This is a genomic window from Halobacillus sp. ABD4_316 (genome assembly GCF_056161385.1).
The window spans coordinates 35921-53642 of the sequence record NZ_JBSWZA010000001.1 but is presented as its reverse complement, the minus strand read 5'-3'; the positions used below and the strand labels follow the sequence as shown (position 1 = coordinate 53642).

The 17722-nt window shown below is 46.4% G+C and carries 20 protein-coding genes, 1 riboswitch and 1 other annotated feature; of the genes, 4 read left to right on the top strand and 16 right to left on the bottom strand.

Features of this window, described 5'->3' with window-relative positions; genetic code table 11:
* Positions 1–187: 187 nt before the first annotated feature.
* The 5 genes from ACXAJH_RS00320 to ACXAJH_RS00300 form a co-directional block, all read right to left on the bottom strand.
* A complete protein-coding gene (locus ACXAJH_RS00320; protein WP_474992764.1) occupies positions 188–1480 on the bottom strand; it encodes an FtsW/RodA/SpoVE family cell cycle protein in 1293 nt (430 codons plus the stop codon).
* Positions 1477–1890: a PadR family transcriptional regulator gene (locus tag ACXAJH_RS00315; protein ID WP_474968178.1), complete on the bottom strand. Its 414-nt coding sequence runs from the start codon at positions 1888–1890 to the stop codon at positions 1477–1479. Before ACXAJH_RS00315 ends, ACXAJH_RS00320 begins: the two co-directional genes overlap by 4 nt.
* The gene (locus ACXAJH_RS00310; protein ID WP_474968177.1) at positions 1890–2429 is read right to left on the bottom strand and encodes a sigma-70 family RNA polymerase sigma factor; all 540 of its coding nucleotides are present in this window, start codon (positions 2427–2429) and stop codon (positions 1890–1892) included. The genes ACXAJH_RS00315 and ACXAJH_RS00310 overlap by 1 nt, the downstream gene beginning before the upstream one ends.
* A 138-nt stretch (positions 2430–2567) precedes the next feature.
* Positions 2568–3470, bottom strand: coding sequence for a M23 family metallopeptidase (locus tag ACXAJH_RS00305; RefSeq protein ID WP_474992762.1), 903 nt, complete (start codon positions 3468–3470; stop codon positions 2568–2570).
* Positions 3471–3567: 97 nt separating this feature from the next.
* A complete protein-coding gene (locus tag ACXAJH_RS00300; RefSeq protein WP_474992760.1) occupies positions 3568–3822 on the bottom strand; it encodes a hypothetical protein in 255 nt (84 codons plus the stop codon).
* Positions 3823–3945: 123 nt separating this feature from the next.
* Positions 3946–4151, top strand: a binding site (T-box leader).
* Between the two features lie 87 nt (positions 4152–4238).
* Between ACXAJH_RS00300 and ACXAJH_RS00295 the strand changes: the two genes are divergently transcribed.
* Entirely contained in the window at positions 4239–5582 is a 1344-nt protein-coding gene (locus ACXAJH_RS00295) for a sodium-dependent transporter (RefSeq protein ID WP_474992759.1), read from the top strand.
* Positions 5583–5700: 118 nt separating this feature from the next.
* On the opposite strand, the gene ACXAJH_RS00290 is transcribed toward ACXAJH_RS00295, so the two are convergent.
* The gene (locus ACXAJH_RS00290) at positions 5701–6027 is read right to left on the bottom strand and encodes a YnfA family protein (protein ID WP_027953838.1); all 327 of its coding nucleotides are present in this window, start codon (positions 6025–6027) and stop codon (positions 5701–5703) included.
* 653 nt (positions 6028–6680) lie between these two features.
* On the opposite strand from ACXAJH_RS00290, the gene ACXAJH_RS00285 reads away from it, so the two are divergent.
* Together ACXAJH_RS00285 and ACXAJH_RS00280 are read left to right on the top strand one after the other, a co-directional pair.
* Positions 6681–7817, top strand: coding sequence for a CapA family protein (locus tag ACXAJH_RS00285; RefSeq protein WP_474992757.1), 1137 nt, complete (start codon positions 6681–6683; stop codon positions 7815–7817).
* Between the two features lie 368 nt (positions 7818–8185).
* Positions 8186–8566: a hypothetical protein gene (locus ACXAJH_RS00280; RefSeq protein ID WP_474992755.1), complete on the top strand. Its 381-nt coding sequence runs from the start codon at positions 8186–8188 to the stop codon at positions 8564–8566.
* Between the two features lie 140 nt (positions 8567–8706).
* Here the strand turns inward: ACXAJH_RS00280 and ACXAJH_RS00275 are convergent, their stop codons facing one another.
* The 8 genes from ACXAJH_RS00275 to ACXAJH_RS00240 form a co-directional block, all read right to left on the bottom strand.
* Positions 8707–8976, bottom strand: coding sequence for a hypothetical protein (locus ACXAJH_RS00275; RefSeq protein WP_474992753.1), 270 nt, complete (start codon positions 8974–8976; stop codon positions 8707–8709).
* Positions 8977–9030: 54 nt separating this feature from the next.
* A complete protein-coding gene (locus tag ACXAJH_RS00270) occupies positions 9031–9162 on the bottom strand; it encodes a hypothetical protein (protein WP_474968171.1) in 132 nt (43 codons plus the stop codon).
* Positions 9150–9941: a hypothetical protein gene (locus ACXAJH_RS00265; protein ID WP_474992751.1), complete on the bottom strand. Its 792-nt coding sequence runs from the start codon at positions 9939–9941 to the stop codon at positions 9150–9152. Before ACXAJH_RS00265 ends, ACXAJH_RS00270 begins: the two co-directional genes overlap by 13 nt.
* A 17-nt stretch (positions 9942–9958) precedes the next feature.
* A complete protein-coding gene (locus ACXAJH_RS00260; RefSeq protein ID WP_474971658.1) occupies positions 9959–10522 on the bottom strand; it encodes a DUF4256 domain-containing protein in 564 nt (187 codons plus the stop codon).
* Between the two features lie 1016 nt (positions 10523–11538).
* Complete coding sequence (locus ACXAJH_RS00255; RefSeq protein ID WP_474968167.1) at positions 11539–12354, bottom strand: YitT family protein; 816 nt, start codon at positions 12352–12354, stop codon at positions 11539–11541.
* Positions 12355–12505: 151 nt separating this feature from the next.
* Positions 12506–12895, bottom strand: a complete 390-nt coding sequence (locus tag ACXAJH_RS00250) for a hypothetical protein (protein ID WP_474971659.1) — start codon at positions 12893–12895, stop codon at positions 12506–12508.
* Between the two features lie 162 nt (positions 12896–13057).
* Positions 13058–14803, bottom strand: a complete 1746-nt coding sequence (gene ade / locus ACXAJH_RS00245; protein ID WP_474992749.1) for an adenine deaminase — start codon at positions 14801–14803, stop codon at positions 13058–13060.
* A gap of 137 nt (positions 14804–14940) precedes the next feature.
* Positions 14941–15042: riboswitch (purine riboswitch) on the bottom strand.
* Between the two features lie 53 nt (positions 15043–15095).
* Complete coding sequence (locus ACXAJH_RS00240; RefSeq protein WP_474991627.1) at positions 15096–15458, bottom strand: potassium channel family protein; 363 nt, start codon at positions 15456–15458, stop codon at positions 15096–15098.
* Positions 15459–15613: 155 nt separating this feature from the next.
* Between ACXAJH_RS00240 and ACXAJH_RS00235 the strand changes: the two genes are divergently transcribed.
* A complete protein-coding gene (locus ACXAJH_RS00235) occupies positions 15614–15991 on the top strand; it encodes a nuclear transport factor 2 family protein (RefSeq protein WP_474992748.1) in 378 nt (125 codons plus the stop codon).
* A 43-nt stretch (positions 15992–16034) separates the two neighbouring features.
* Here ACXAJH_RS00235 and ACXAJH_RS00230 read toward each other — a convergent pair whose 3' ends face one another.
* Together ACXAJH_RS00230 and rpiA are read right to left on the bottom strand one after the other, a co-directional pair.
* The gene (locus tag ACXAJH_RS00230; RefSeq protein WP_474992746.1) at positions 16035–17006 is read right to left on the bottom strand and encodes a Gfo/Idh/MocA family protein; all 972 of its coding nucleotides are present in this window, start codon (positions 17004–17006) and stop codon (positions 16035–16037) included.
* The gene (rpiA, locus tag ACXAJH_RS00225) at positions 17003–17686 is read right to left on the bottom strand and encodes a ribose 5-phosphate isomerase A (protein ID WP_474992744.1); all 684 of its coding nucleotides are present in this window, start codon (positions 17684–17686) and stop codon (positions 17003–17005) included. Before rpiA ends, ACXAJH_RS00230 begins: the two co-directional genes overlap by 4 nt.
* Positions 17687–17722 lie beyond the last annotated feature (36 nt).

Below are 17722 nucleotides of genomic sequence, written 5' to 3'. Positions count from 1 at the left end.
TTGATTTGTAAGGTTAGCTTGATTATAACGACAAATGTATCCGTTTTCAATAAGATTTTTCTATTTTTTCGACAGTTTTATATAAATCAAGTAAACCGGTTTCGTTAACTGCGGGTTTCTTTTTCTACAAACAAGCTTTCAGAAAAAATGGCGCCCTCGCTTTAAGGACGCCGTCTTCGTGCTATCATTATTGAACCCTCGCCGCTCCCCGGGCAGCAAAGGATGCGGAATGTTTCTTCCTGTATACACTCAGCACCAGACCGAATAGAACCGCATGAAGAACGGTAGCGTCCATCCCGTAGCTGAGAAACGGAAGCGGAAAGGAAGCGGTTGGAAGGATTCCTATAAACATCAGTACATGGTAAAGGACTGGAACAGCATAGAAAACCAGGCTCCCTCTTACAAGCAGCTGACCAAAGGGTTCTTTAATCTCCCTTGTCATCCAGAACAGGCGGCCAATCACAAGTATCAGAAGAGTCAGGAGAAGAAGGGCAGCGGCCCAGCCCAGCTGATTCACTATTGAAAGAAAGACAAAATCGGTGTGACCGGAAGGCAGCGGTTCCGCTTGTGAACTCTCCCCTATCCATGCGGCATGACTGATGACTTCCTCCATCCGCAGATACATGGACCCGCCCCCATTTGAGAATTTCTCAGGGGATAAAAACGACAACAGCCGCTCCTTTTGATAGCTGGCAGCAACTGCAAAGAACCACCAGCCAGCATATACAGCTCCGATGATGGCTAACGAAACCAACGACCAGAGGATTTTTTTGTTCACCTGTTTACGAAGGAACAGGGCCGTAAAGAGCAGGGTATAAATGAACGCAGCATTCGGATCCGCAGCTCCCATGAAAAAATAAACGGGAAGCACATACAACAGGATCCCCTTCCACACCTTCATCGGTCCGTTACTGCCGATGGCAGCAAGACCAATGAGAAGCAATGGAATGAAGTCAATGCTGGTCACATGAAAGGGTCCGGCCTGAATACCCACGCTCCCCAAAATAAGCGTGGTCATCGACATCGGCCCCCACGTCAGAAACATGGCTCCTGCCAGACCCAGCCCATAAAACAGCCACCCTAATGGCTGGAGTTTCCTATAGTCGATAAACAGGAGTGACCCTGCCACCAAGATACCGACCACAGTGAAGAAAAATTTCCCGTTGAATGAATAGCCATTTTCCCCGCTGAAGATCAGAGCCGTCAGAAAACCAAAGCCCATCAATGCAGCCAGAAGAAAGACCAGCCATCCGTCGATTTTTTCCTTGTACACGTCCTGGAAATGACGGCCGGTTTCCGGTGCACTCCCCATCCGGCGGACCGCTTCCGCCTCAGCCGCTTCCGGACTGAACCCCTTGTTCAGCAGGCTTTCTTTTTCCTGTTGGATATGGCTGTTCAACTCACAGGCAATCCTATTCCCGGTTTCTTTGTCTTTAATAAAGGACTGGACGGTTTGAAGGTAATCGCTTCGTGATCTCATATCTGTCCCGCCTCCACGAGCGTTCGCAGCACCTGCGGTTTGTCGGGGGAGGACTCATATTTCTTAAGCAGTTTCCTTCCCTTTTTCGTCAGTTGATAATATTTCTGCTCTTCTTCTCTCCACTCCGACTGGATGCACCGCTTCTGTTCAAGAATGTGAAGCGTCGTATACAGCGCACCTTGATCGCTTTCAAACGTTTTAATCCCTCTTGCCCGGATTTTACCAGCCAGCGTATAGCCTGTCTCTTCCTGTACGAGGAGCTGTAAAATAGACAGGCGGATTTGTTCCGGGCTACATTCCTGTTCGGCTATTTTCTCCATCACTTCATTTCGACGCGCCTGATCGAATGTCAATGGCTTGAATGATGTATGATCGAGTGCCTGCTTCAACTTTCTTAATCGGTTTTCCATCAAAGTGTCCCTCCCAGGCGTTGTTTAAGTAGAACTTTTGCGCGCTTCAATCGTGTCTTTAATGTATTTTCATTTTTCTTCAAAACATCGGCCATCTCTCTCGTCGATAAGTCCTCGTAGTAGTGAAGATAGATGACCTCCCTGTATTTCTCAGGCAGGTCCATCACCGCTGCGGCCAGTTCGTGATCGACATGGTTCTGGATGACCGTGTCTTCTGTACTGGAAGCATCTTTTGTCTGTTCCAGCTGTTCCTGCTCGGAGACGGTGACTTTCCGGTTATACCAGCTTTTTAGATGATCCTTACAGTGATTGATGGCGATCCGCCACAACCATGTTGTCAGTTTGGATGTGCCGTTGTATGTATGCAGGTGGTGATAGCCCTTCACGAAAATTTCCTGCGTTAAATCCTCCGCCAGTGCCGCATCCTTTACGTATGAATAGACAAGGTGGAGGATGGCTGTTCCGTAGTTTTCCATCAGTTCCTGGATGATTGCTTCTCTGTTTTCATGTTCGATCGGTGTATTCATTGAGTGTTCCACATTGTCCCCTCCTGCCCCGTTAAACGATACAGGTCTGGAAATAGTTTTACAAAAATAAAAAAAGACAGCACGATGTGTGCTGTCTCAGGCTGAAAAGTCCGGTGCAGGCCGTTAAAGGTGGCTCCAACCCGGATTTCCTCACTGAAATACGAGGCTGTTTCTTTTTAGGAAGCGGTCATGGAACGTTAGAGGCACGCCTTCTCCATCTTTTTCTGCATGAATGTGGAGGTGCGGCTCCGTCGTATTTCCTGTGTTTCCCACTTCCCCTAAGAGATGGCCCGCCTCGACCGCATCTCCCTCCTGGACATGGACTGAGCCCGGTTTCATATGAGCGATATGAACATCCACGCCCTGACAGGAAAGAATGACATGATTTCCTGCCGGGTGCTGCTCCTTGTCCGGCTCTGCCTGCGGAAGAATGTCTTCATATTCGTCCACCGCTGCTGTCACTTCACCTGTGCACGGACTGTACAGCGGCTCCCCATAAATTTCATAATCTTCCAATTTGGCAGGGGATATGCCGTCAGCACGGGCGGTAAGCGCATTGACTTTAAGAATGTCATAAGCATAAGCCTGTGTCTCGGATTCATAGTGATAGTTGATGGACGTACTGGCTCCCCCATGACCGAATGCATAGACCCCCTTCTTCATTGGAAATTCCATGTCGACAGCCTTGTCTTCTTCCGACAGGGCGTATCCCGACAGTCCGGAGACCGCAATGGATCCAAAATAAAGGATAAGAAGAAAGCTGATGACCATGGAAAATCCAGCCCCTTTATTCTTCTTTTCCGATTTCTTAGGCAGCCTTCGCCAACGCCTGTAGACAAAAACACTTCCTACGAGAAAGCTGAGAGGCAGAAGCCAGCGCATATAGTGGGTAAAAATATGCCACGGCCCGATGATAAAAATAAATGCCATGAACATAAGAGCCGCAGCCCAGTCTATCAAGAGATATGTACGTTTCGAATACGCTGATTTCAATAAATGGACAAACAATAGTACGGGCAGCACGAGGTGGATAAAAGCCTGAAACCAGATCAACCAATCATTCCCTTCGCCAAATTAGAACGATGACGCTCTTTAATCATCTATACGTTCTGCAATGGAAAAAGTTTCATAGGTTTCAGGCTGTCCCTCTTCATGTACGTCTGCTTAAGTATTCACTGGCCCCCAGCACCGCAATAGCAAACACAGCAATCGTGATGACCAGCGCGCCCGGAACACCGGAGGATCCGAGGTAGAACAGAAGCAGGATAGCCCCGCCGATGCCAAAAGTAACAAACAGCAGCGTCAAAATAACCGAACGCCCATGTGTCAAGGACTTCCATTTCTTCCATCCGACCGCGGCCAGAATGAGCGCAGCAGCAAAAGCAATGACAGCACCTGTCGTCATATGACTTCCCTCCTTTTGTAAAGGTATACCCGGAAGAGAAGCGTTCAATCGGGTAATTTCATATTTTTTACATTGACAAGAAGAATGATCCATGATTAAAATAGTATCCAACTGTTAATAAAAAGAACGGCTGAGAGAGAAATCAAGTAGCCGTCAGGATCCCTGTCCCAGAGAGCCGGTGCGTGGTGAAAACCGGCACACATCCTGACTGTGAATTTCACTTCTGGAGCTTTTTCCACCGTGGTGGGAAACAGTGGCGACTGTTATACGCACAAGTGATGAGTGTATGCTCATAACAAGGGTGGTACCGCGGTCCAACCGTCCCTACGTCATGTAGGGGCGGTTTTTTTATTTGTCAGCCCTTTGGCGCATAGATGCGTCAAAGTAAAAAAGAAGGTAAAGGAGCTTATGTCATTATGAAACAACAAGAGCAGTGGACATCCAAGATCGGATTTATATTAGCTGCCGCCGGTTCCGCCATCGGACTCGGCGCCATCTGGAAATTCCCTTATATCGCCGGCCAGAACGGAGGCGGAGCATTCTTTCTATTATTCATTATCTTTACATTGTTTCTCGGTTTGCCCCTGCTGTTAGCAGAGTTCTCCATCGGACGCACCGCTCAGAAAAATGCTGTAGAATCCTACAAAACGATCTCACCAGGAACGAAATGGCATTGGATCGGCATCATGGGGATGATCACATCCTTCCTGCTTTTGTCGTTCTATAGTGTGATCGGCGGCTGGATCGTCGCTTATTTGTATAAAACACTCACCGGGCAGCTGGCGTCCGTGGATGCCTCTTCCTACGCAGAGATATTCGGAAGCACCATTTCCCATCCGTTCGGAAGTGTGCTTGTCCAGCTGATCTTCATGGTCATGACCATTCTTGTGGTCTCCCGGGGTGTCCAGCAGGGCATTGAAAAAGCCAGTAAAATCATGATGCCTGCCTTGTTTGTATTGTTTATCCTGCTTGTCATCCGGGCCGTGTCTCTTGATGGCGCGATGGAAGGCATCACCTTCCTGTTGATGCCTGACTTTACCAAAGTAACCTCGCAGACGATTCTAGAGGCGATGGGGCAGTCCTTCTTCACCTTGAGTGTCGGAGTTTCCGTTATGGTAACGTACAGTTCATACCTGCCTAAAACAGAAAACCTGCCCCGCGCTGCCTTATCCATCGGTGGCATGAACATTTTCATCGTTCTGCTTGCGGGACTGGCCATTTTCCCAGCAGTGTTCGCATTTGACCTCCAGGCGGATGCCGGACCTGTCCTGTTGTTCCAGGTGCTTCCGACTGTATTCAGCCAGCTGCCGGGCGGCATGATTTTCTTTGCCGGCTTCCTGCTGTTGTTCTTGTTTGCGACGTTGACCTCGGCTTTCTCTATGCTTGAGATCATCGTATCCGTGCTCTCGAAGGGCGACAAAGCGAAGAGGAAAAAATGGGCGTGGATCATCGGCCTCGCCATCTTCGCTGTCGGGATCCCATCGACATTGTCCTACGGAGTCCTGGCAGACGCCACCCTGTTCGGACGGACGTTCTTTGACAACATGGATTATGTAGTCAGCAACATCCTGTTCCCGATCGGGTCGCTTTTGATCGCCTTGTATGTACCGAACAAAATGAAAAAGTCAGCGCTGTATGAAGAACTGCAAAGCGGCAGCCGGATGAAAAAAGGGTTGTTCCAAACATGGTTTATCCTGCTCCGCTATGTGGCGCCGCTTCTGATTATCATCGTCATGCTTGATGTGCTTGACGTATTTTAACCGATAGACTTTGTTAAAGACTCTTACTAAAGAAGAGGAACCTCCACTTTTGGACGTTCCTCTTTTTTAAACACGGATAACACGAACTCCAGCCATTTTTCTTTTCGAATATATGGAACTACTCCCGTGGGGCGAGTAACATGACCGCTACACCGACCATGCATATTCCTGCACCAATCCAATCATATAAATCAGGTGTTTTTTTATCTACGCCCCATCCCCATAAAACAGAGAGAATGATAAACACTCCCCCATATGCCGCATAAACTCTCCCGAAGGACGGAAAAGCTTGGAATGCAGCAATCACACCATACAACGCCAAAGCTGCTCCTCCGCCCAATCCCCAGTACAGCGGTTTACCTTCTCTCAGCCACAGCCAGATCAAATACCCTCCCCCTATCTCCGCTATACCTGCAAGGACAAAGAGTAAAATCGTATGTAGGATAATCGTAATCACTTCCTAAACTATCGAGTCTATGAACTGTTTTTCCTTTTTATCAAGGGATTCTCCCCATTTCCTTATAGGTATAGTATTCCATATTATTGTATGGGAGGCCATCCTTTGTGATCGTTCTGCGCCTTTACTAAAAGGTGGATACTCTATTGAAAAATCGCTGCTACCCTATTTTTGTTATTCCTCATATTCTATGGAAATCGTTGGCCGGTTCCAGTTGTTCTCTTAACTCTCTCCGAAGTTTCTCCACCTTCTTTAACTTCCTTAAAGTGAGCAATGAGAAAACACGAACAGCACTATATTTCACCATTATTCTGCTTCATCATCTTTTCCAGTAGAACCTTCCTTTCATCATTCAAAAGGATAGGTACACGACCTTACTAAAGAGGCGTGAAGAAATCTCCTCCTAAAGCAAGGGTTTCTTTACACATTAAAAAACATAAATTTCAATGGGGAGATTTGCCTGGATTTAACAATTATTTTATAATAAAAGTCATATGATGTCGAAACTATTCCGCTTATGTCCAACAAACCTCACAGGCCTGCTTATCTAGGTCCTGTAATGACGCTTTATCATTATTCTAAAGGTATGAGTGGTGGTTTATGGGACCATGCAATATAAATATCGACAACAGGAGGGTTTGATGAAAAGGAAAAGCCTGCTTATCATTTCAGCGCTCATTTTGGTTATTAGTTTCATTGGCGCTTCCACCATCTTCTCCCAACCGAACGAAGAAGACACGGAAGAACGTGTGTCATCCAATATGAGAACGCTCAACAAACCAACGAACAAGACCGATGTGACGGAAGTTTCACTCGCTGCTGTGGGGGATCTGTTAATCCATAAAGAAGTATACAATGATGCGAAAACTTCTTCAGGCTATGATTTTAATCCGATGTTTCAAGAGGTCTCCCCCCATCTTTCCAATGCCGACATTACCTTTGCAAATTCAGAGAGCATCATGGGCGGTGCGGCCATCGGCGTATCCACCTACCCTTCATTCAACACCCCCTTTGAATTAGGGGATGCGTTAAAAGCGAACGGCATTGATATTATTTCCATGAGCAACAATCATACGCTGGACCGGGGAGTCCCTGCGATTGAAAACGCGATTAATCAATGGGATTCACTGGGAATTAAAAAGGTGGGTGCCTACTTGTCACCGGAGGAAAGAGATAGGATCACAACGATCAAAAAGAATGACATCACTTTCTCCTTTCTGGCTTACACCTATGGAACAAATGGAATCCCGACCCCTGATGGAAAACCTTACCTGGTGAACAGGATTGATAAAGATCTGATTGCCTCTGACATTAAGAAGGCCGCCGGAGAATCTGATGTCGTCGTCATGAGTTTACATTTCGGCAATGAATATGAAAGAAACCCGAGTACAGATCAGAAGGAATTGGCAGCCTTTGCGGCCGAACAAGGAGCAGATATTATACTCGGGCATCACCCGCACGTGCTGCAGCCACCGGAATGGATTGAAAATACAGATGGGTCTCAAAGTCTCGTTTTTTATTCTCTCGGTAATTTTCTCTCCGGCCAGGAGGAAAAGTACCGGCGGATGGGTGGCATAGCGGGAGTGACTGTGCAGAAAGTAAAAGGTATAGAGGGAACATCCATCGATATAAAGGAACCACGGTTTAAACTTACGTATGTAGACTTTGCAAATGATCAGGATTTCAAGATTCTCCCTATGAAGGAATTTGATCATGACATGTTCGAGGAACTATCCAAACACATGAAAACATCCATCCATGATCTATCGGTAAACTAAGCAAAAAACGCACGCTCTTCCTAAGAGCGTGCGTTTTTTGCTACTGAAAAGGACACCATCGATTCAAAGGATTCGTTTCCTTAAAAACTCGCAGCTCGTCCTTTGGCATCAATAACACCAACCTGCTCTTATGCTTAAGAGTTTTTTGGTCAACTTCTCCATGACTTCTTCTAAATACAATAATTAGATTATCGGAATAACAAGTAGCAGCCGCCTAAAAAGACGATGAATAGGATGCTTAAGAAAATACTCTTTATGATGCGTCTTTCTTTAGTTTTAGGAATAATACCGAAAACATAACAAAAAATGAACAAGCGTATGAAGAAAATGAAAAGAACTCAATAACTCCAGACAATGTTAAAGTTTCATTGTCCCAAAATGAGCAGAACATTACCTCTGAATCAGTTCTAAACTGTTTCTCATCAAACAAATGCTCTGAAGAAACTGTAAAGCGAGAATTAAATAATGTTCATTTAAATGAAATGACTGAAAATGTAAGGATCACTCCTGTTAAAGAAGATGAAGAAATCATCGTTAACATTGACGGCCCACAACCCCAAAAAATAAGTTATATAACAAAAACGCTAAAGAACGATACTGCATCTATTTCGGATGAGGTTGTCGATGGTCATTCATTCGTAATTAGCAGTCAGGGGGAGTACAGTATTCTTTTAACAGCACAATGGGAAGATGAAAATGGAAAGTTTGAAGGCAGTGTTTCCAAAGCTGCTAAATTAAATGTTAAGTAGATCGTTGTTTACAAGATTAAAAAGAACAATATTATCAATCATCTTTTATCCTGCAGGACCTCTGACTTCTTGAATCTATCTTTGCCATGCAAGCCCGAGCTAAAGGCCCCCCTTTTATGAGGTGGGGTTTTCATGCACATTTAATTCATAAGTGATGAGGTTTTTGTTATGAACAGGTAAAATATGATGGCTTCAACACGAACCAAAATCAACACATTCTTTAATGTATGATCTTTAAGCTGCACCAAATAACCTATACCCCAAACTACCGTTACCAGTATTGGAATTAAAATTACTGCAGCATTTTCTTCAAGAGCAAATGCTGCAACAGCCCAGGCTAAGAAAACGCTAAAACCTACAGCCAATACGCCTATAATTATATTTATCATATGTATGTATTTATTCGCCATTACAGCCCTCCTACCTTCCAAATGTAACAATTTAATGATTTTAATCATTCTACCTCAAACAGATGTTAACAATGAACGAATGCCAGGGGCAATTTCCCACGCTATGGACAAAGCAGTCAAATTCCCTGTCAGGGCCATCGCCGCCGGCACTTTTATCAAAGATATCGTCTGATCTACATCAGCCACAGCGCTTTCCCTTCTTCTATTGTAAAAGAGAAGTACGTCACAAAAAACTGCTGCAGACTCTCATCCGAAGTCCCCTCCACCCATTCACGATAGATATCCAGTAATGTATGGACACTTCCTCCGCAGTACTTTTCTACGAGCTCGGAAACGACGTGGGTACTTCTCCAATAATCATAAAAAGCGGCGGATAGCGCTTCACTGCTTCCTCCCCGGTATCCCGCCGCACCAAATTGATCAAGCGGATATGTTCCGTATTCTTCCTTATATTTGTCGATCAATAAGCGTTCGGCCTCCATGATGGTCTGGCACCGGTCTTTACTCAAGATCAGTGTTCTTGGTATGTAAAAGCAGAGTCCCTCTTCAAACCACATATCCCGGGCATCTTCTTCCTCCCATGTTTCAAACTCAGAATGAAAAACATCGGCGTGGTGAGTAAGTTCATGAGCGGCAATTACAGCCACATCTTTTACGGTCAGGCTGTCATAATACCTCTCCGCTTCCGGTACTCCTGCTGCACTTGGTCTATACAACTCTTTCCACGTCTCTACCACAGGATGAAGGTGAATCAGATCCCTGGAGGTATACGCCGGAAGTGGAATGGTCGAATAAAGTTCTGTTGCTGATGGAACATCATGAAAAACGATGCCCCGCGGTGATTCATACGAGGAAATTGTCCTGAGCTGTTCAGAAAACCTTTCAAGCTCTTCCAGCATCAGCTTCCCGCTTTTTTCGATGGATTGTACATGGGATGTGTCGGTTACAGATACGGCGTATTTCATCGAATCCCCTTTCTCTTTTAAAACCGGAGTGACCCTCTGAATCCGCGGGCGGCATAGTAGGATTCCGCCCCATTATGATAGGTGAATACACGCCCGTAGCGGAAATCACAGAAAATCGCCCCGCCTTTGGAGCGGACGTCATCCGGCGTTTTTACCCAGCTGGATGTTTTCGTATCATACTCTCCCGTTTCCTGAAGAAAACGGTATTCCTGTTCAGAAAGCATTTCGATGCCGATGTCCCCGGCCAGGTCCACTGCTGATGTTTCCGGTTTGTATTTCTTTCTCGCTTCCAGCGCCTTCCGATCATAGCAGACGCTCCTCCGTCCTTTTGGACTTTCCTTCACACAGTCAAAAAAGACAAGCTCATCTTTCTCTTCATCGTAAAAAACCACATCCGGCTCACCGCCCGTCTCTTCCATACGATAAAGCACAGCGTTTTTTTCAGAGTGAGTGTTCAGCTTTCTTTCTACAACAGCCCACTGAATTCCCTGATGACGTTCCGGGTGCTTGTCAAAACGCTGCTTCAATGAAGATCGAAGTTGATCGCTTTCCTCTTGAGATAAAAGCTTTTCCTTAGACATGCTTTTTCCTCCTTTAACGTTTCTTTGTTCCGATCCTATCGCAGTCCAAAATTCAGTGCTCCCCTTTTCCCAAATAGGAGGCCGGGTGATCAGGACAGACGAAGACACGGAAGGATCCTTTATCCATCCTGATGATCACTTTCCGCAATCTTTTTCAACTGTTTCCCAATAAACTGCAGGTTGCGGGCAATGACAATAAGAACGATAGCGATGAATGCTAAAGCAATGGTAATCAAGCATGAGCCTCCTTTTAATACTTTCCAATAAATTCTTGGAACTGAATGCTAAAACCGGTTAATAAAACGATCCCTGTAACCAGACATCCGATGTGAATGATCCGTTGAAACGTATTTTCTTCTTTTACCTTCCGAATGGTAACGAGCGAAAACAAGTTCAGCAGCACACCAAATAAAAGAGCGAAATCGATGACACCCCTCTCCTTATCTTTGGATGTTGTCTAACATATAAGCTTGTTCCATTCATTCTAGGATTTTCATAATAAATCGTTTCATTGTTTTTACTCACCATTCCTCCGTATACAGGTAAATCTCTCCTGCCCTTGATCTTCCGAGTACTGACAGAAAGATAAGGAACTCGTGCATCTGACTCCCACTCAACGCTGGGAAAATGTACGCTTGCAGAAACGGATCGGAATGGCCTTAAATGGCATCGTTCAGCCGTCTTGGTTCACAAACCTTTTTAAAATGGTCGTGAGCTGGATCTGGTCTTTTTCCATGCTTCCTTGTTTACCCTATATCCTTTCTCTTCTTACGCTCCTCTTCGACAAAGATTCAAAATCACCTTCCTGATTCCAAGAAAGTATGAAAGTTAGAAAGTATCATATTTCACGTGGTCTGACACAGTTCGATTATTCAACTTAAATATGGGGAATGTAAATTTCCTGATTCTACGGGGAGTTGTGTATTAAAAGTAAACATCCATACCAATAACAGCTGATAAGAACTATGGCAATAAAAAAGCAGTTATTCAAAACGAATAACTGCTTTTTTACGAACCTATGAAATAAATCCACCCGACACGTCCTTCACGTTGTGCACAACAATAAAGGCGTCAGGATCGGTTTCTTTTACAACCCGCTTCAACTTAAGAAGACGGTGGGTATGAACGATAATGTACAGCACCCGGCGCTCCTCCTTGGAATATTCACCTGTTCCATAGAACAGCGTCGCACTGGAAGCAAGCTCCGTCGTAATCCGTTGAGAAATTTCCTCTGTCTTTGGAGAAATGATATTGATGGCTTTTTTCGAGTCAAAGCCACCGAGCACAAAGTCTGTCACGATCTTTCCGACGTACAAGGTGATCAGCGTGTACATGGTGGAGATGGGACCGATGATAAAGATACCTGCAACAACGACCATCGCATCAAGCGCGAACGTCACTCCGGTCAAATCCCACCCGAGCTGATGGTTGAGCATCCGGGCGATAATAGAGGTCCCTCCGACCGAACTGCCGGCCTGATAAATGAAGCCGAAACCGATTCCGGTAATAACCCCGGCAAAAATGGCGGCAAGCAGCGCATCTTCGATCGGATACGCCCAGATGTGTTCGAAAAACCATAGAAAAAAGGAAAATAAGGCCACATTAAAAACGGTTTTGATTACCATCGGCTTCGGAAGATACCTTATGCCGACACCGAGAAGGGCGACGAATATGATTGGTGTCGTAATTCCGGGGGAGATTCCGGTGCCGTAGTAAATCAAAAGAGAAGCACCGACAATACCGCCCTCAGCGATGGAGTTCGGCATCGCCAGCTGCGTCACTGCCAACGCAAATAAAAGAGATCCAATAATAATGTACAGGGTGTTTTTCATAGATTTTCCTCCCATCTCCAACAAAAATGTCATCCACCTTTTCTAGCAGCTTCTTCTATGAGAAGCGAATAGAAAAGGCAGGTTTGTAAATGATTCACTTCAAGATCCATAGATAAACCTGTTTTTCAGCTGAGGAACAAAGGCTCAGCCGTCATTTTTTCAATACGAATTCTTCTTTGTTTTCTCCCCATTCGACGGTCACTCGGATGGTCTGATCACTGGTGAACACGGAAGAGTTACTGCCGGAATGGTGTGTGAATGTTCTGCTTTCCGGGGTATTCTCGAAGTTGATTTCTCCACGCCCTTTAGACGTGATCATTTCATACTCGTATTCTAAATAACCAGCTTCCCCCAGCTGCTCAACATCTCCGTTGAATATCAAAGCAAAATCTTCAGTCGTTTCCTTCTCCGTCACATTCACTTCCATTTCTCCATGCCAATGTTCACTATCTCCTTCATAAATATAGCGTTCCTGATTGGAACAGCTGCTCAGAATGAGTAAACCGAGAAGGGCCGTCATGACCCATCCCTTCTTTTTCATAACACCCCTTCTTTCTATATAGTTTGCAGAGGATGCGATGTCTGCAAAAGATGAAACCCAGGTTATGATAATTATTTCAGAATCCCTCACAATCCTCAATATCCTCTCTGTAAAAAAGAAAAAAAGCTGAAGACACGTCCTTCTTCAGCTTTTCGTGCGTGTTCAGTGTGAACTGACGGGGATATGCTTCTGCTGGGTCGTATCAAACAATCCTTTCGTTGTCAGCTTTAACTCCGGTATGACGGGGAGGGTTAAGAACGATAAGGTCAAAAACGGATGGATATCGACATCATTCTTTAACACGCGTTCCAACGCAACATCGATTTTTTTCAAACCGTCATAAAGCGCTGGTGCGTCCTGCTTGGACATCAGTCCGGCAATTTCAAGCTCCACGGAAGCCAGAACCTTCCCGTTTTGAACGACGGCGAGACCTCCACCAATGGCGTGGAGATGATGGATCGCAGTCAGGATATCCTTGTCACTCGTTCCTGCCGCGACCAGGTTATGAGAGTCGTGAGCGACTGTCGATGCGATGGCCCCATTGTTCATTTTCAGCCCTTTTACGATTCCAAGACCTGTATCTCCCGTGTTCTGATGACGCTCGACCACGACGAGTTTGCTTTGATCACGTTCCTGTGAAGGGACAAACAGCCCGTTTTCGACATCCACACGTTCGATTCGTTTATGTGTCAGCAGCCGGTTGGGGATGACTTCGATGACCGCACCTTGCTTGTGAAAGACAGGGATATCAAGGGAGCCTTCTTTCATTTCAGGAATACGAACGGTGTCACAGACCGATGGAACGACAGGGTCAGCTTCACGCGGATCACCGGCATAGGCCCCTGCCTCCGCCACCTTCACTCCTGCTTTATAGACCGTTTGAACCTTTATGTTCTCTAAATCCTCAAAGAAAACAAGGTCCGCCTCATATCCCGGGGCGACTGCTCCCTTCTCTTTCAGGCCGTAGCATTCCGCTGCGTTGATTGTCGCCATCTGAACCGCCTGCACTGGATCGATCCCATGTTCAATGCTCAACCGGACGTTATCATCGATGCTGCCTTCCTCAATTAATTCGTCCAAGCCTTTATCATCCGTACAGAAAAGGAACCTGTGCGCATTACGATCGGTTACCACAGGAACAATAGATGAAAGATCCTTGGAGGCCGATCCCTGCCGGATGAGGACATGCATGCCCCGCTCAATCCGCTCCAGGGCTTCTTCGCCTGTATTGCATTCATGATCCGTCGTGATGCCGGCGGCCTTATAAATGTTCAGGGCACTTTCATCAAATCCTGCACCATGGCCGTCAATCGGAACACCGAGACGGGAAGCGGTAAGCAGCTTGTCCATCATATCCTCTGCTCCTGATGCGACAGCCGGGAAGTCCATGACTTCAGCGAGTCCGAGCACCTGCTTATGTTTATAAAAGCCCTCGAGGTCATCAGCTGTAAGATACGCTCCGTTCTGTTCAAGGCTTGCAGCGGGCACACAGGACGGCAGCATAAAATAAACATCCAACAGGCAGTCTGCGGCATCATCCATCATGAACTGGATCCCTTCCTTTCCACAGACGTTGGCGATTTCATGAGGATCCGTCACCACAGACGTCACACCACAGGAAAGAGCGACTTTGGCAAATTCACTCGGTCTCACCATGGACGATTCCATATGAACGTGTCCGTCGATGAAGCCGGGCGCGACGTACATTCCAGCGGCATCCACGATTTCTGCAGCCGAATCATAGCAACCCAGACCGACAATGAGACCATCCACGATGGCGACGTCCTTTTGCACCACCCGCTGGTTAAAGACGTCGATCACCCGGCCATTCTTGATGACCATGTCAGCAGAGCGTTTTCCGGCTGACACCTCTATACGTTTTCGTAACTGCTCTTTGTGTTGATCCATGCTCCTGCCCCTTTCTATGAACGAGATAAGCACGTACCGCCGGCTGGTCATCGATATAAAAAAACTCCAGGAAACAGACCTGGAGTTTGACGTTAAGGAGTAATGAATAGACGGGTAACTGTCCATGGTTAGACGTTCCCTTCTCATTCTTTCCTCGTAGTCAAACTATTTACGGTAGTTTGGTAGAGACTTTTGGACCTTATTTCCAACGTTATACGAGTCGTTCTGAAGTTGTGTTTAAAGATATTGTTTTCTATTGTAAGCAGAGACGGTTGTCCGGTCAACAAAAATTTTATAATGTCTTTCTGCGCTGGGTTTGGTTTTCATCATGCTTCTCGAAATCCGCAACCGCCAATCCCACTTTAATTAACACCATAGCCATGACGCCCATCCCGACAAACAGATAGATCATCGTAAACCATTTACTCAAATCCTCCTGCGGGACAAGGCCGGTATTGCCGCTGGTTGGAATCAGACTGCTGAAGGCATAATAAAAGGCATCCAGATACGTCCAGCCCTCCACCCCTCTGTAAAATAACGTACCGGACAGCAGAATGAAAGCTAGTGTCGTCAGCAGCGAGCGGAAGACGGGCTCCTTCATACTCCGGAATAAGGCGCTTAACAGCCGCTTCAATGTTAATAGAAATGAAATCATACGTACGTCCCCTTTGTGATCGAACCATATACCGTCCATTTTACCACAGAGACCAAGAGGAAAAAGCGGAAAAACAGGCCGGCTTTTTGACAAGGCGGTTTCTTTTTCTATATGTTTAAACCCGTATCCCATTGATCTACTGAAGGAGAGACATCATGAAAAATTTGGATTTGTATTTCGACTTATTCGACCGCTCCAGAACGAGTGAACAAGCGGAAGAAGAGCTTCACCAGCTGTTCAGTGAAGATATCGTTTTCGTTCTGAACGGTGACCGTAAAGAAGGCTTGGAGAACTGGAAAGCCTTCTTACGCAGCATTTATGAAAACAACGTGGATTTGAAGCATATGTATGAAGGCTGGAGAAAACATGAGGGAACAGACCTTTATATAACGAGATGGGCCGTCTGCGGGAAACTCGCTTCCGGCAAAGTCTACACCCAGACCGGCATCGACAAGGCGATGCTCAATGAAAATGGGGAAATCACCTACCTCGAAAACATTCCGGATCAGCAGGATTTGTTTGACGCGTACTGATCATAAAAAGGCAGCGCTCCACGTGGAGCGCTGCCTTTTTCCTTTATTCAAAGTCGTACGTTAACTCCCACTTCTGGCGGGCTTCATCCATTAACTCCATCACCTGGCGGGAAAGCGGAAGGGTCCAGTTTTCCCCTTTTTCCAGTATCAAACGGTTCATGGCCTCGACCTCATACTGCAGCGCCTGCTTCGTTTCACCGGCCTCGATCGTTTCAACGGAGCCATCTGCTGTATAGGTGATGGTCGCTTTTTCGGCTCTCGGGAAATCATCCACGGTAATGAAGCCTTCATCACCAGCGATAATCCCGCGCTTCGGCATCTTCGCACGCATCGCAAGGGAGACGACGGCCATTTCGTCATCATCATTCTTCATGACGATGCCGGACTGTTCATCGACGCCCGTTTGATATTTTTTCACGGTCGTATGAAGCTCTGTCGGCTGGCTGGACAGGAAGAAACGGACAAACGACAGCGCATAGGTGCCGATATCCAGCATTCCGCCGCCGGCCAGATCCGGGTTGAAGAAGCGGTTGGATGGATCATCCTCCTTACAGCTTCCGAACGTCACGTTGACCATGTTCACCTTCCCGATTCTTCCAGATTGTATGATTTCGTCCAGCTTCTGATACAAAGGCATATGATACAGGGTCATCGCTTCTGCGACGATGAGGTTTTCAGCTTCTGCAACCTCGACAATTTCCTCAAGCTGTTTTCCGTTCATCGTAATCGCCTTTTCACAGAAAACGTGCTTGCCGTGCTTTAATGCGTCCATAATATAATCATAATGAATGCTGTGTGGGGTGGCTATGTACACGACATCCACGTTGTCATCCAGCATCAGCTGCTTGGTTTCTTCATAGACGTGCTCCACTTGATATTCATCGGCAAAGGCTCGGGTCTTCTCAGGATTGCGGCCCCATACTGCGTATACGCTTCCATTCACCTCCTGGATCGCTCTGGCAAAGCTGCCGGCAATCCCGCCGGGTCCTACAATTCCCCAATTCACTTGTCTCATCTTACATCTCCTCCTCTTTTCATTTCCTGTACTCCTGTTTCTCCGGCCATCAGTACCTTGGTAACGACAGACGTAAACAGCGAGGTATCGACCACACCGGTCACCCCTTTGAAACGGCTTTCCAGATCAGCACTGTCCTGCCCCGCTTCCATATAAACGTCTACTAAGAGGTTTCCATTCCCGGTATATACCGGTCCATCCTGTCCGCTGCTTTGACGGACGTGAGATGCGCGGGCCGTAAACGATTTCAACTTTTGATTTACAAAATGCAGCGCCTGGGGCAGCACTTCCAAAACGACCGGATGGTCATAGGTTAATAAAGGGACAACCTTTGTCTCATCGACAAGCAGAATATATTCCTCTGAGAGTCCAGCGACCAGTTTTTCCATCGAATGAATGCCTCCCCCGCTCTTCAAGGCGTGAAACTGCTCATCGACCTGGTCACAGCCGTCAAATGCTGTATCGATCTTACTAACGTCTGTGATTGAAACGACCTCCAGGCCGGCGTCGATGCAATGCTGTTTCGTCTCCCACGACGGCGTCACTACTTTCACATACATCTTGTTTTCATTAATCAGCGTAATCAGGTGCTTGATTGTACTTCCTCCACCAAGCCCAATGATGCTGCCTTCGGTTATGTATTCCAGTGACTTCTCCGCACACCGCTGCTTCACATCCATCTTCATCCACCACCTTGGGACCAATGTACAGCAAGG